Source organism: Thermoanaerobacterium xylanolyticum LX-11, assembly GCF_000189775.2.
Classification (GTDB): domain Bacteria; phylum Bacillota; class Thermoanaerobacteria; order Thermoanaerobacterales; family Thermoanaerobacteraceae; genus Thermoanaerobacterium; species Thermoanaerobacterium thermosulfurigenes.
The window spans coordinates 1,394,397-1,408,075 of the sequence record NC_015555.1; the positions used below are offsets into that span (position 1 = coordinate 1,394,397).

Below are 13,679 nucleotides of genomic sequence, written 5' to 3' on the forward strand. Positions count from 1 at the left end.
CCTCTTAAAGTATGTATTTGTTAACATCAAATCTGTTTAAATTATCTTTTAGCTGTTCATCGATATAATTCTTATCGATAATCACTTTGCTACCAGTTATGTCAGGAGCTTCAAACGATAACTTTTCAAAAAGCTTCTCCATTACTGTGTGTAATCGCCTTGCACCTATGTCTTCAGATTGTTGATTTATTATATAAGCAATTTCTGCAATCCTATCTATTCCATCATCTGTGTACTCAATTTCTACACCTTCAGTGCTCAGTAATGCCGCATACTGTTTTGTTAGTGCATTTTTAGGCTCCTTCAAAATCCTTATGAAATCTTCTTTAGTTAGAGGTTTAAGCTCCACTCTTACAGGAAATCTTCCTTGTAGCTCAGGAATTAAGTCACTTACCTTAGATACATTAAATGCACCTGCAGCTATAAAAAGAATATAATCCGTTTTAACAGGACCGTATTTTGTCATAACCGTGCTGCCTTCCACTATAGGCAATATATCCCTTTGAACTCCTTCTCTAGATACATCTGGACCATTAGTGTATCCGCTTCCAGCAATTTTGTCAATTTCATCTATAAAGATTATTCCATCTTGTTCCGTTCTCCTGATGGCCTCATCGATAACTTCATCCATATCAATCAAATTTTGGGCTTCTTCAGATTCTAAAATTTTCTTCGCTTCACCTATAGGAACTTTTTTATACTTCTTTTTTTTAGGCAAAATATCGGCAAACATATCCTGCAAATTGATGTTCATTTCTTCTGCACCTAAGTTTGAATACATTTCTAAGATAGGTGAGGAAGAATCTGTTATCTCAATCTCAATTATCCTATCGTTTAATTCTCCGCTTCTTATTTTTTCTCTTAATTGCTCTTTTTGCATTTTTATTTCTTGCCCATCATCATCATGAGTATCCTCATCGCCTTGTGCATTAAATAAAAACTCAAACGGATTTTTCTGCCTTTTGCTTTTTCTGCCATTTATCAAGTAATCTAATATTCTCTCTTCTGCAAGCTCTTTTGCCCTTAACATGACATTTTGCATCTTCTCCTGCTTAACCATTCGAATGGCCGACTCAAGCAGATCTCGTATCATCGACTCTACATCTCGTCCAACATAACCGACTTCTGTAAACTTAGTAGCCTCAACTTTAACAAAAGGAGCTTCGATAAGTTTTGCAATTCTTCGTGCTATTTCCGTTTTTCCTACGCCTGTAGGTCCAATCATCAAAATATTTTTAGGCGTTATTTCATCCTTTATTTCATCTGGTAGCAAATTTCTGCGGTATCTATTCCTAAGTGCCACAGCTACAGATCTTTTTGCCAAATCTTGACCAACTATATATTTATCAAGTGCGTCGACAATTTCCTTTGGAGTATAATTCTTCATGCTAAGTCCCTCCTTACAAGCTTTCTACTGTTATATGATCGTTTGTATATACGCAAATTTGAGATGCAATCTCAAGGGACTTTCTCGCGATTTCATCTACTGGTAAATCTGTATTGTACCTTAGCGCAAGTGCTGCCGACATTGCGAAATTTCCACCGGAACCAATCGCAATTACATCGTTATCTGGCTCAATCACTTCGCCATTGCCAGAAATGACTAACGTGACATTTTTATCTGCTGCAATTAAAAGTGCCTCTAACTTTTTTAGAATTTTGTCTTTTCTCCATTCCTGTGCAAGTTCAACCGCAGCTCTTTTTAAATTTCCACTGTATTGCTCTAATTTTTCTTCAAACATTTCAGATAAAGTAAATGCATCAGCTACTGATCCAGCGAAACCAACTAACACCTCATCATTGTACAACCTTCTGATCTTCTTAGCTCCGTGTTTTAAAATTGTATTTTCACCAAATGTTACTTGCCCATCACCAGCTATTGAAACTTTATTGCCGCGTCTTACGGCAACTATAGTAGTACCTTTAAACAAAATTTCACCCCCCAAAAAACAATATAATATTAACACAAAATTTATAACATTTCAATAATATTTCAAAATTTTTTATATATTTAAATTACTTTACGTAATCACAATTACTGCATTTAATAATCTTTCGCCCTTTTGAATGCTTCTCAACAAGCAAGGCCCCACATTTAGGACATGTTTCTGATATAGGCCTATCCCAAAACATAGTGCCACAATTGGAAGAATTTTCACACGCATAATAAACTTTTCCTTTTTTGCTTTTTTTAATAATGATTTTACCTCCACATTTAGGACATGTAACACCAATTTCTTCGTATAATGGTTTAGTATTTTTACACTCCGGAAATCCAGGACAAGCTAAAAATTTACCATAACGGCCGTACTTTATAACCATATTTCTGCCGCAGAATTCGCATTTAATATCAGTTTCTTCATCTTTTATTTCAATATCTTTCATTTGTTCTTCTGCTATCTTTAGTGAAGCATTAAAACCATTGTAAAATTCATCGATGACATCACACCACTTTTCAATTCCTTCTTCTATTCTGTCAAGCTGCTCTTCCATTTGCGCCGTAAATTTTACATCTACTATGTCTGGAAAGAATTCTTTCATTACATCTGTTACAATAAACCCCAATTCCGTAGGTTTAAGATTTTTCTTTTCTTTTATCACATATCCTCGTTCTAATAATGTAGATATTATAGGAGCGTAAGTGCTTGGCCTTCCTATACCTTTTTCCTCAAGCTCTTTTATCAGTGTAGCTTCAGTATATCTTGCAGGTGGCTGCGTAAAATGCTGCTCTGGCTTTAATTCTTTTAATTTCAAAAAATCTCCGCTATTAAGCATTGGAAGCATCTTATCTTCATTTTCATTTTCATCATCATCTGTGTAAACCGCCATAAAACCAGAAAACTTAATTTTAGAGCCACTTGCCTTAAACACGTAATTTTTATTAATAATATCAACATTCATCGTGTCATATAAGGCCGGTGACATTTGACTTGCCAAAAATCTACTCCAAATCAATTTATACAATTTATATTGATCTGGCTTTAAAGAATCCTTAATTTTCTCAGGGTCTAAATCTATGTATGTAGGTCTTATAGCTTCATGAGCGTCTTGAATATTCCCTCCCTTTTTTGCATATGTAGCATTTGGATTTGCATATTCCTTTCCGTATTTCTGCAATATATACTCATAGGCTGCTTTTTTAGCTTCATCTGAAACTCTTGTTGAGTCTGTTCTCATATAAGTTATTAATCCAAGGCTGCCTTCACCCTTTATTTCTACACCTTCATAAAGTTGCTGTGCAATCATCATCGTCTTTTTCGCAGTAAAACCCAATGTTTTTGAGGCTTCTTGTTGCATTGTACTTGTTATGAAAGGAGGTGAAGGATTTCTCTTTTTTGTACCTATTTTGACATTTTCTACTACATAATCATCTGTCAAATCTTTTACTATTTCATTTACATCATTCTCATTTTTTAACTCTACTTTTCCATCTTTTGTACCATAAAATTTTGCTTCAAAAGATTGTGTCTTTTTTTCTTTATACAAATATGCCGATATGCTCCAGTATTCCTCCGGTTTAAAATCCTCAATTTCCTTTTCTCTATCACAAATCAATCTTGTTGCTACCGATTGAACTCTACCTGCACTCAAGCCTCTCTTTATTTTTTTCCAGAGCAGTGGACTTATATTATAACCTACAAGTCTATCTAAAATTCGCCTAGCCTGCTGTGCATCAACTAAATTCATATTTATTTCTCTCGGATTTTTAATGGCATTCTGTATGGCATTTTTTGTTATCTCATGAAACTCTATCCTACATTTTTCATTAATATCAATATTTAATAAACTTGCCAAATGCCATGATATAGCTTCCCCTTCCCTATCCGGGTCCGTTGCAAGGTAAATTTTCGATGCATTTTTTGCCTCTTTTTTTAACTTCTCGATTATAGGTCCTTTTCCGCGAATCGTTATGTATTTTGGTTCAAAATTTTTTTCAATATCTATCCCAAGCTGACTTTTAGGCAAATCCCTTATATGCCCCATAGATGCTTCGACCTTATAATTTTTGCCTAAATATTTATGTATTGTTTTAGCCTTAGATGGCGATTCTACTATTACCAAAGATTTTTCCATTTTGATACCTCCAAAACAATTATTAATTATATCAAATTGTCTTATTAATTAAAACTTTTTTCATATTTATTTCCAGGTAATCTGACAATAAGCCCTTTAATCGTCAGTGATGATAAAAGATAATTGACTTTAGATATAGGAAATTTAGTTATCTCCACAATTTCTTCTATATCTCTTGGGCATTCTGATATTATAGCGTACAGTTTTCTTTCTTCACTGCTTAGTGTATTTACGAATCGCTCATTTATTCTTGTTTTTATATCTTCTCTAAAATTATACTCATCAAGTATATCGCTGACACTTGCGACTAACTTTGCACCTTGCTTTATTAGTCCGTTTGTGCCTTGGCTGTAAGCACTTGTAATAATACCTGGAACAGCAAAAACATCTCTTCCCTGTTCCAATGCAAATTTAGCAGTAATCAAAGAACCACTTTTAACACCCGCCTCGACAACTAATACGCCTAATGACAAGCCACTTATTATCCTGTTTCTGGCAGGAAAATTGCCTGCTACAGGAAGATAATCAAGCGGATATTCAGATACAACAGCACCTTTAGAAATTATTTCTTCCATCAATTTTTTATTTTCTTCAGGATATGCTATATTTACTCCGCATCCAAGTACAGCAATTGTCCTTCCTCCAGCTTTTATAGCGCCTTTGTGAGCTTGACTGTCGATTCCTCTGGCCATTCCACTTATTATAGTAAACCCATGCTTGGATAATTCATATGAAAATTTTTCAGACATCAATTTGCCGTATGATGTAGCATTTCTTGAACCGACTATGGCAATCGACATATCATCAGATTCAGTAATATTACCTTTTACATATAAAACTGGAGGCGCATCGTATATTTCTCGAAGTAGTTTTGGGTATTCATCATCATCTATCAATAGAACTTTTACTTCTTCTTTATGTAACCTTTCTGCGTATTTGTACGGTTCAATCTTTTTTGCCTCTATTATACTGTTTAAAACCCTTCCATTATTAACCACTTGTTTTATGTCTTCCAAACTTGACTTATATACATTTTCTGCGTTTCCAAAATAATCCACAAGTTTTTTAAAAGTCTTTGCACCTACGCCATTAATTGAGCTGAGCCAAACATAAAATACTTTATTCCTATCCATTATTGCACCTCAAATATATATTTAAACATTATCATTATAATAATAAAAAATAAAAAATAAAAGCAGGTATTTTATATATTTTTGTCGAATAAGTATAAGTTGGGTGATAAAATGGTAAAACAGTTTTTAACGATAAAAAGTTTAAAAGAACACATATACAAATATGGATTTGAAATAGAAGGATTCAAGATAAGCAGCAATGCTTTAAGATGGCTTGAGAAAGAAAAAAATAGATTAAATGATTTGATGAAATACGAAAATGAACTTTACAATTTAGATTATAAGTTGATTGGAGGAATTGACGAAGTAGGACGAGGACCTTTAGCAGGTCCTGTCGTTGCAGGATGTGTCATACTTCCAAAACAATCATTTATTCCAGATATTGATGATTCAAAAAAATTAAGTGAGTCAAAAAGAGAACTATTGTCTGAAATAATTAAAAAAAAAGCTATTGCATATGGTATTGGCATAATAGATAATGAACAAATTGATAGAATAAACATACTAAACTCCACTTATGAAGCCATGAAGGTGGCGATTTCTAATCTTAATATTAAAGCTGATTTTTTGCTGGTAGACGCAATAACAATACCAGACATTGATATTGCACAAATACCCATAATAAAAGGTGACGCAAAAAGCATTTCTATTGCGGCTGCATCTATAGTGGCTAAAGTTACAAGGGATAACATAATGAGAAAATACGATGAAATGTATCCACAGTATGGGTTTTGCAAAAACAAAGGTTACGGCACAAAAGAACACATAGAAGCTATAAAAAAATACGGGCCATGCCCAATACATAGAAAAACCTTTTTAAAAAGTATATTAGGTGATTGATTACATGAATAATAAAATATTAGGTAATTTAGGAGAAACAATTGCAGAAAATTATTTAAAAAAATCCGGTTATAATATTGTCTGCAAAAATTTTAGATGCTCTATCGGAGAAATAGATATAATAGCATTAAATAAAGATAGCCTGATTTTTGTTGAAGTTAAAACAAGGACTTCAACAAAATTCGGCTATCCAAAGGAAGCGGTAACATACCATAAAAAAAACAAAATCATTAAAGTCGCGGAAACTTTTTTGGCATTTAATGAAAAATATACAAATCATATTTTTAGATTTGATGTGATTGAAATATTAGTCGATCCAAAAACATTTAAGCTTAACAATATAAATCACATAAAAGACGCTTTTACGCGTTAGGTAAAAGTCCCATCTTATCCTTAACTTTATTTACAGTTGCCTTTGCAATTTCACTGGCTTTTTCAGCACCGTCTTTTAATACTTCATTTATAAAATTTGAATCTAAGTTTCTGTAATTAGATTGTATTTCTTGAAGTCTTTCTACTATGACATCAACTAGTTCTTTTTTTAAGGTTCCATACCCTTGCCCCTTAAATCTTGCTTCCACGTCTTCTATGCTTATGTCGGTAAATGCGCTATATAGCGTAAGCAAATTGCTTAAACCTGGTTTATTCTCAGGATCATATCTTATCACGTTTTCTGAATCTGTGACTGCCTTCATGATTTTTTTCTTTACCAAAGAAGGTTCATCTAATAAATTTATTTTGCTGTATTGATTTTCGCTGCTTTTGCTCATTTTTTTATCAGGTTCAGTCAAGCTCATTATTCTCGAACCAGTCTTCAAAATCATCGGTTCAGGTATCACAAAAGTATCGCCAAATCTATTGTTAAATCTTATAGCTATATCTCTTGTAAGTTCTAAATGTTGTTTTTGATCATTGCCTACAGGAACAAAGTTTGTATCGTATAGCAAGATATCTGCCGCCATCAGGTCAGGATACGTGAACAAACCTACAGACACAGACTCTTTGCCTTTGCTTTTTTCTTTAAATTGAGTCATTCTATTTAACTCGCCAAAATATGTCATGCACTGTAGCAACCAAGCAAGTTCTGAATGCTCTTTAACATGTGATTGAACAAAAATAATCACTTTTTTAGGATCAAGGCCTATGGCAAGATAAAGTCCAGCCAATTCAATGGATTTTTTGCGCAAAGTTTCTGGATCTTGTGGAACTGTCAATGCGTGCAAATCTACAATACAAAATAAGCAACTATAGTCATCTTGAAGTTTTACAAATTGTTTCATTGCTCCTAAGTAATTGCCAATATGAATATCCCCTGTTGGTTGCACACCTGAAAAAACTCTCTGCATCTTTCACACCTCTTTTAATTGCTTATGTATTTATTGTTAAAATTTCTATATTGAAATGCTTCTACAACATGTTCATATTTAACATCATGGCTTCCTTCTAGATCAGCAATCGTCCTTGCTAATTTCACTATTTTATTATAAGCTCTGGCACTAAGTCCTAATGTGTCAAAGTATTCTTTTATCATATCTGTAGTTTTTTTATCAAGTTTTATGTATTTTTTTATCATATTATTATTTAGCTGAGAATTAAAAAATATACCACTGCCTTTATACCTTTTTAATTGAATCTCTCTTGCCTTTTTTACTCTATTGCGTATCATCTCTGATGTTTCGACATTTGCATCATCATCAAAATACTTTTGCTTGTCGACGCGATTTACCTCAACATGCAAATCAATCCTATCCAATAAAGGACCGGAAATTTTGTTTTGATAACGCCTTATTTCATTAGGAGTGCATCTGCATTCATGAGTATCGTCGCCTAAATAGCCGCAAGGACATGGATTTAATGCAACAATGAGAATTACTTTAGCTGGATACGTAAAAGTAGCATTGACTCGTGATATTGTCACACATTCATCTTCTAACGGTTGCCTAAGCGCTTCAATAGCATCTCTCCGAAATTCGGGAAACTCATCGAGAAATAAGACACCGTAATGTGCTAAAGAAACTTCTCCTGGTTTCGGAATCCTGCCACCACCAACCAAAGAAACTGTTGAAATAGTGTGGTGAGGCGCTCGAAAAACCCTGTTTGTCAATAGTGAAACATCTTCAGACAAAGTCCCTGCTATACTATGTATTTTGGTAACTTCTAATGCCTCTTCCAAAGTCATCTCTGGAAGTATGGTAGGAAACCTTCTTGCTAACATAGTTTTGCCTGAACCAGGAGGACCTACAAGCATGACATTGTGGCCACCGGCAGCAGCAATTTCAAATGCTCTTTTTGCATTTTCCTGTCCTTTTACATCAGAAAAATCTACATCATAATTTTTTCTTTTGAAAAGCTCATCAATATCGATTTTAATACTGTCAATTACTTTTATACCGTTTATGTAATCAACAACGTCTTTTAATGATTTGACAGGTATAACTTCTACATCTTTTGTTATAGCAGCTTCTTTTGCATTTGCATATGGCAGTATTATCCTTTTAATTCCGTAGAGTCTTGCATCCATAGCCATAGGCAGCGCACCTTTAATTGGCCGTAGAGAACCATCAAGTGATAGCTCGCCCAGCAAAACGGTATCATTATCAACAGGTTTAACTTGTCCAGTGCATATAAGTATTCCTACAGCTATCGGCAGATCAAACGATGTACCTTCTTTTTTAGTATTAGCAGGCGCTAAATTTACTGTTATTTTTTTTACCGGAAATTCGTACCCACTATTTTTTATAGCAGCTCTTACTCTATCTCTTGATTCTTTTATTTCTGTATCGCCTAGTCCAACTATATCAAAAGCAGGAAGTCCATTTGATATATCAATTTCTACATCTACTACATATCCGTCTATACCTAAGATTGCCATGCTTTTTGTTATAGAAAGCATCAAAAATCCCCCTAATCAGGTCTTTCAAGAGATATTTTGCCAATTTTCCCTGTGCGAAAATCATCAATAATGATTTTCGCAGCACGCTCTGTATCAACAATTCCTCCAAAAGACAAACAACCTCTTGCTTTACCTATATCTGTAAGTAATTTATACACATCTTTGCTTATGTCTTCTAACTTGTATCTTTTAATTAAAAGCTCAGGATAATTTATTTTCAATATATCAAGTAATAAATATGCCAACTCTTCATGATTTAACAGCTCATCTTTAATCGCAGATGTTAAAGCCAGCATCATTCCAACATGTTCATCTTCAAATTTAGGCCACAGAATACCTGGGGTATCTAACAAATCAAAATAAGGTGTTTTAATCCACTGCTTTGATTTTGTCACTCCTGGTTTATTGCCAGTCTTGGCATTTTTTGTTTTGGTCAAAGAATTTATCAATGTTGATTTTCCAACGTTAGGTATGCCAACTATCATTGCCCTTAATTTAGCTTTTATACCCTTTTGTCTTTTTTTATCGATTATATCGCTACACTCTTTTAAAGTCAATTCGTAAATACTTTGAATGCATTTGCTATCTAAAGAATTTATATTAATGCTTACGTGACCTTTAAGATTGAAATAATCGTTCCACATTTTATTGACTTCTAAATCAGCCAAATCAGATTTATTAAGCAAAATAATCCGTTTTTTATTTTTTACTAAGTCATCTATCAATGGATTTCTACTGCTTCTTGGAATCCGAGCATCTAATAATTCATAGACAATATCTACTATTTTTAAATTTTCTTCAATCAGGCGTTTAGTTTTTGCCATGTGTCCAGGATACCATTGATACATAATTTCCTCCAAATATTGAAAAAGGGACTAATCAAGTCCCCTTTATTTCTTCTCTTGAATTTTAGCAGCTTTGCCAACTCTTTTTCTAACATAATAGAGTTTGGCTCTTCTAACTCTACCTTTTCTTACTACTTCTATCTTTTCAATCCTAGGTGAGTGAAGCGGGAAAGTCCTTTCTACTCCAACACCATAAGAAACACGTCTTACAGTAAAGTTTTCTCTTAATGAACCACCACTTCTTTTTATAACAACACCTTCAAAAACCTGAATTCTTTCTTTGTCACCTTCGATAACTTTATAATGTACTCTTACAGTATCACCAACATTAAATTCAGGTACTTCTCTCAATTGTTCTCTTTCTACAATATCAACTAGATTCATTTTTTTCCCTCCTTTCAAATATCTGAATAACCTAACTTTTTAAGATATTCAATATCTTGTTCTGATAGATATTTTCTATCCAAAAGATCTGGGCGTAATTTAAGCGTAGTCTCTAATGATTTCTGCCTTCTCCACTTAGTGATTTCCGCATGGTTTCCAGACAGTAACACTTTCGGGACTTCCATCCCATTAAATATTTCAGGCCTTGTATATTGAGGATATTCTAATAAACCACAATAAAAAGATTCATCAATAAAACTTTCATCTTGCGGCAAAACACCATGTATCAACCTTGACACAGAATCTATAACTGCCATCGCAGCGATTTCGCCACCTGTCAAAATGAAATCTCCCATTGATATTTCCTCATCTATTAGTGAATACACTCTTTCATCGATTCCCTCGTAATGTCCACATAAGATGATTATTTCATCATATTTTGACAGCTCTATAGCTTTCTTTTGATCAAATTTTTTCCCTTTAGGACCCATATAAAAAACTGGCGTATTTTTAAATGACTTGACTGCATTAATTGCATCATATATTGGCTGAACCATCATTACCATACCATACCCGCCACCATATGGATAATCATCGGTCTTCTTATGTTTATCTTTCGAATAATCCCTGATATTTACCAAATTTACTTTTATCAATTCTTTCTCGATTGCTCTTTTCAGAATGCTATTTCTAAGTATACCTTCAAACATATCAGGAAAAATCGTTAAAACATTAAAAACCACTATAGTCCCTCCAAAAGATGGACTATCATTTTTTTACCATTTATATCCACATCTTTAATCACATCTTTAATGGCAGGTATCAATATGTCCCTCTCGTCTGTTTTTACTACATACACATCATTAGCACCAGTTTTTAACACTTCCTTTAATACACCCAACTCTCTTTTGTCCTCAGTGTAAACTTTCATATCTATCAAGTCTTTAATAAAATACTCGTCTTCTTCCAACTCTACAGCATCATCCATCGTTATTTTTATAAATTTGTTTTTTAGCTTCTCCGCCTCATTTCTGTCATTTACTTCATAAAATTTTATCAAAACAAGATTCTTAATAAATCTTACTGATTCAATTTGATATTGAACCCTTTTGTCATCATCAAAAATATACACATAATCAAGATCATAAAATCTATCTAAATGATCTGTAAGCGGATATACCTTGACTTCGCCGTTTACACCGTATGCAGATGTAATTTTGCCTACGGATAAATAATTATCCATAAAATCACCTAAATTATTTCTACGATGACACGTTTTTTCTCTTTGGTCGCAGCAGCCTTAACAACAGTTCTTATAGCTTTTGCTATCCTACCTTGTTTACCTATAACTTTTCCCATATCTTCTGGAGCAACCTTAAGCTCTATTATAATTGACTGCTCACCTTCAATTTCATTAATTTGAACTGCATCAGGGTTGTCAACAAGAGATTTCGCAATGAACTTAACTAATTCACCCATGTTTATCCCTTCCTAAAACAGCATTTTAATTGTTAATTTTATCAAATATACCTTCTTTTTTGAATAGAGCTCTAACCGTGTCAGATGGTTGTGCACCTACTTTTAGCCACTTTATGGCTTTTTCAGAATCAATTTTAATTTCCTTTGGATTAGATACTGGATTATAATATCCAATCTCCTCTATAAACTTACCATCACGTGGTGATCTCGAATCGGCCACAACAAATCTGTAAAATGGTGACTTTTTTGCACCCATTCTTTTTAATCTAATCCTAACTGCCACTTTATCACCTCCTTTTAAAGCTAAATGTTTATCTGAAAAATGGCATTTTCCTCTTGCCTATTTTCATATTTTTGCCCATATCAGTAAACTGCTTCATCATCTTCTTGGTTTGCTCAAACTGTTTAAGCAAGCTATTTACTTGTTGAATCGACGTACCACTGCCAGCAGCTATTCGTTTTTTTCTACTGCCATTTATGATAGAAGGATTCTGTCTTTCTTCTTTAGTCATTGACTGAATTATTGCCTCTATTCTCTTTATGTCCTTATCACTTATGTTTACTCCTTTTAATTTTGACATATTTACACCTGGTATCATCGAAAACAACTGATCAATTGGCCCCATATTTTTTAATCCCTGTAATTGATCTAAAAAGTCATCAAACGAAAACTGTTGCTCTAAAATCTTTTTTTGCAACTCTAATGCTTTTTTTTCATCTATCTGTGCCTGAGCTTTTTCAATTAAGCTTAAAACATCACCCATTCCCAATATTCTTGAAGCCATTCTATCTGGATGAAAAACTTCTATGTCAGTAAATTTTTCGCCTGATGCTATAAATTTAATTGGTTTACGCGTGACAGCTTTCACTGACAAAGCTGCTCCACCTCTCGTATCACCATCAAGTTTTGTCAATATAACTCCATCTATATCAAGTTTTTCATTAAAAGATTCAGCTACATTGACAACATCTTGACCTGTCATAGCATCGACAACTAAAAGTATCTCATCTGGATTCACGGCATCTTTTATGTTTTTCAATTCATCCATCAATTCTTCATCTACGTGAAGTCTTCCAGCCGTATCAATTATTACTACGTTGTAATTATTATTTCTTGCAAAATCTATAGAAGCCTTTGCAATATCAACAGGTGAAGTCTTATCACCCATTGAAAAAACAGGCACATTTATGGATGAACCAACTACTTGAAGCTGTTTAATTGCTGCAGGTCTGTATATATCACATGCGACAAGTACAGGACTTTTTCCTTTAGACCTTAAATAATTAGCAAGTTTGCCACTTGTAGTCGTCTTACCGGAACCTTGCAATCCCACCATCATTATAACTGTTGGAGGTTTATCGCTAAAATTGATCTTGCTTTCTTTAGAACCCATCAGTGCCGTCAATTCGTCATTGACAATTTTTATGACATGCTGTGCAGGCGTTAGACTTTCCATTACTTCTTGCCCTAAAGACTTTTCAGTAACAGTATTTATAAATTCTTTAACAACTTTAAAATTAACGTCAGCTTCTAAAAGTGCTATCTTGACTTCTTTCATAGCCTCTTTTACATCTTTTTCGCTTAGCTTGCCCTTACCCCTAAGTTTCTTAAAAATGTCTTGAAGCTTTCCAGTAAGACTTTCAAATGCCATTCAAAAACCTCCTAGAATTTTTTATTTACAATTCTAAACCATCAATTTCTTTTTCTATATCTTCCAAAGCCTCTAAGACTTTTTTATCGGAAATATACTTTTTAACCTCATCTATCGACTGCTTTATTTTAGAGAGTTTTTCCATGTTATCATTGTATTTTTTTACAAGTCCCAATTTATCTTCATAGTATTTTAAAATACTTTCAGCTCTTTTTAAAGAGTCGTATACACCTTGTCTTGAAATATTAAGCTCCTGTGATATTTCGCCTAATGAATAGTCATCCATATAGTACATTTTAAATATATCCATTTGTTTGCCTGTAAGTAGCAAACCATAAAAATCATACAACACATTCATTTCAACAAAATCAGAATTCAT

Annotated in this window: 16 protein-coding genes; 2 read left to right on the forward strand and 14 right to left on the reverse strand. The window is 33.5% G+C overall.

Annotated elements, in window-relative coordinates; genetic code table 11:
- Positions 1–4: 4 nt before the first annotated feature.
- The 4 genes from hslU to dprA form a co-directional block, all read right to left on the reverse strand.
- On the reverse strand, positions 5–1,387 hold the full coding sequence (gene hslU / locus THEXY_RS06840; RefSeq protein ID WP_013788111.1) for an ATP-dependent protease ATPase subunit HslU: 1,383 nt from the start codon (positions 1,385–1,387) through the stop codon (positions 5–7).
- A 13-nt stretch (positions 1,388–1,400) separates the two neighbouring features.
- On the reverse strand, positions 1,401–1,931 hold the full coding sequence (gene hslV / locus THEXY_RS06845) for an ATP-dependent protease subunit HslV (protein ID WP_013788112.1): 531 nt from the start codon (positions 1,929–1,931) through the stop codon (positions 1,401–1,403).
- An 85-nt stretch (positions 1,932–2,016) separates the two neighbouring features.
- Positions 2,017–4,074, reverse strand: a complete 2,058-nt coding sequence (gene topA, locus THEXY_RS06850; protein ID WP_013788113.1) for a type I DNA topoisomerase — start codon at positions 4,072–4,074, stop codon at positions 2,017–2,019.
- A gap of 44 nt (positions 4,075–4,118) precedes the next feature.
- Positions 4,119–5,207 carry a DNA-processing protein DprA gene (gene dprA, locus THEXY_RS06855; RefSeq protein ID WP_013788114.1) on the reverse strand — a complete coding sequence of 363 codons (1,089 nt, stop codon included), beginning with the start codon at positions 5,205–5,207 and terminating at the stop codon, positions 4,119–4,121.
- 111 nt (positions 5,208–5,318) lie between these two features.
- On the opposite strand from dprA, the gene rnhB reads away from it, so the two are divergent.
- Both rnhB and THEXY_RS06865 read left to right on the forward strand, forming a co-directional pair.
- On the forward strand, positions 5,319–6,047 hold the full coding sequence (rnhB, locus tag THEXY_RS06860; protein WP_041592086.1) for a ribonuclease HII: 729 nt from the start codon (positions 5,319–5,321) through the stop codon (positions 6,045–6,047).
- A gap of 4 nt (positions 6,048–6,051) precedes the next feature.
- Positions 6,052–6,420, forward strand: a complete 369-nt coding sequence (locus THEXY_RS06865) for a YraN family protein (RefSeq protein WP_013788116.1) — start codon at positions 6,052–6,054, stop codon at positions 6,418–6,420.
- Here THEXY_RS06865 and trpS read toward each other — a convergent pair.
- The 10 genes from trpS to ylxM are packed head-to-tail and all read right to left on the reverse strand — an operon-like array spanning position 6,410 to position 13,679.
- Entirely contained in the window at positions 6,410–7,393 is a 984-nt protein-coding gene (gene trpS, locus THEXY_RS06870; protein WP_013788117.1) for a tryptophan--tRNA ligase, read from the reverse strand. The genes THEXY_RS06865 and trpS overlap by 11 nt on opposite strands.
- Positions 7,394–7,407: 14 nt before the next feature.
- The gene (locus THEXY_RS06875) at positions 7,408–8,940 is read right to left on the reverse strand and encodes a YifB family Mg chelatase-like AAA ATPase (RefSeq protein WP_013788118.1); all 1,533 of its coding nucleotides are present in this window, start codon (positions 8,938–8,940) and stop codon (positions 7,408–7,410) included.
- A gap of 11 nt (positions 8,941–8,951) precedes the next feature.
- Complete coding sequence (gene ylqF, locus THEXY_RS06880; protein ID WP_013788119.1) at positions 8,952–9,788, reverse strand: ribosome biogenesis GTPase YlqF; 837 nt, start codon at positions 9,786–9,788, stop codon at positions 8,952–8,954.
- Between the two features lie 42 nt (positions 9,789–9,830).
- Positions 9,831–10,169: a 50S ribosomal protein L19 gene (gene rplS / locus THEXY_RS06885; RefSeq protein ID WP_013788120.1), complete on the reverse strand. Its 339-nt coding sequence runs from the start codon at positions 10,167–10,169 to the stop codon at positions 9,831–9,833.
- A gap of 14 nt (positions 10,170–10,183) precedes the next feature.
- Entirely contained in the window at positions 10,184–10,912 is a 729-nt protein-coding gene (gene trmD, locus THEXY_RS06890) for a tRNA (guanosine(37)-N1)-methyltransferase TrmD (RefSeq protein ID WP_013788121.1), read from the reverse strand.
- Positions 10,912–11,412 (reverse strand): ribosome maturation factor RimM, encoded by a 501-nt coding sequence (gene rimM / locus THEXY_RS06895; RefSeq protein WP_013788122.1) that lies wholly within the window; start codon positions 11,410–11,412, stop codon positions 10,912–10,914. The genes trmD and rimM overlap by 1 nt, the downstream gene beginning before the upstream one ends.
- 8 nt (positions 11,413–11,420) lie before the next feature.
- The gene (locus THEXY_RS06900) at positions 11,421–11,648 is read right to left on the reverse strand and encodes a KH domain-containing protein (RefSeq protein WP_013788123.1); all 228 of its coding nucleotides are present in this window, start codon (positions 11,646–11,648) and stop codon (positions 11,421–11,423) included.
- A gap of 25 nt (positions 11,649–11,673) precedes the next feature.
- Positions 11,674–11,931 carry a 30S ribosomal protein S16 gene (gene rpsP, locus THEXY_RS06905; RefSeq protein ID WP_013788124.1) on the reverse strand — a complete coding sequence of 86 codons (258 nt, stop codon included), beginning with the start codon at positions 11,929–11,931 and terminating at the stop codon, positions 11,674–11,676.
- Positions 11,932–11,959: 28 nt separating this feature from the next.
- Positions 11,960–13,300: a signal recognition particle protein gene (gene ffh, locus THEXY_RS06910; protein ID WP_013788125.1), complete on the reverse strand. Its 1,341-nt coding sequence runs from the start codon at positions 13,298–13,300 to the stop codon at positions 11,960–11,962.
- Between the two features lie 25 nt (positions 13,301–13,325).
- The gene (ylxM, locus tag THEXY_RS06915) at positions 13,326–13,679 is read right to left on the reverse strand and encodes a YlxM family DNA-binding protein (protein ID WP_013788126.1); all 354 of its coding nucleotides are present in this window, start codon (positions 13,677–13,679) and stop codon (positions 13,326–13,328) included.

Bases quoted from the DNA above. Each gene is read 5' to 3' on its own strand.
- hslU (WP_013788111.1), bottom strand. From the start codon at position 1,387: ATGAAGAATTATACTCCAAAGGAAATTGTCGACGCACTTGATAAATAT.
- topA (WP_013788113.1), bottom strand. From the start codon at position 4,074: ATGGAAAAATCTTTGGTAATAGTAGAATCGCCATCTAAGGCTAAAACA.
- dprA (WP_013788114.1), bottom strand. From the start codon at position 5,207: ATGGATAGGAATAAAGTATTTTATGTTTGGCTCAGCTCAATTAATGGC.
- rnhB (WP_041592086.1), top strand. From the start codon at position 5,319: ATGGTAAAACAGTTTTTAACGATAAAAAGTTTAAAAGAACACATATAC.
- THEXY_RS06865 (WP_013788116.1), top strand. From the start codon at position 6,052: ATGAATAATAAAATATTAGGTAATTTAGGAGAAACAATTGCAGAAAAT.
- trpS (WP_013788117.1), bottom strand. From the start codon at position 7,393: ATGCAGAGAGTTTTTTCAGGTGTGCAACCAACAGGGGATATTCATATT.
- THEXY_RS06875 (WP_013788118.1), bottom strand. From the start codon at position 8,940: ATGCTTTCTATAACAAAAAGCATGGCAATCTTAGGTATAGACGGATAT.
- ylqF (WP_013788119.1), bottom strand. From the start codon at position 9,788: ATGTATCAATGGTATCCTGGACACATGGCAAAAACTAAACGCCTGATT.
- rplS (WP_013788120.1), bottom strand. From the start codon at position 10,169: ATGAATCTAGTTGATATTGTAGAAAGAGAACAATTGAGAGAAGTACCT.
- rimM (WP_013788122.1), bottom strand. From the start codon at position 11,412: ATGGATAATTATTTATCCGTAGGCAAAATTACATCTGCATACGGTGTA.
- THEXY_RS06900 (WP_013788123.1), bottom strand. From the start codon at position 11,648: ATGGGTGAATTAGTTAAGTTCATTGCGAAATCTCTTGTTGACAACCCT.
- ffh (WP_013788125.1), bottom strand. From the start codon at position 13,300: ATGGCATTTGAAAGTCTTACTGGAAAGCTTCAAGACATTTTTAAGAAA.
- ylxM (WP_013788126.1), bottom strand. From the start codon at position 13,679: ATGAATTCTGATTTTGTTGAAATGAATGTGTTGTATGATTTTTATGGT.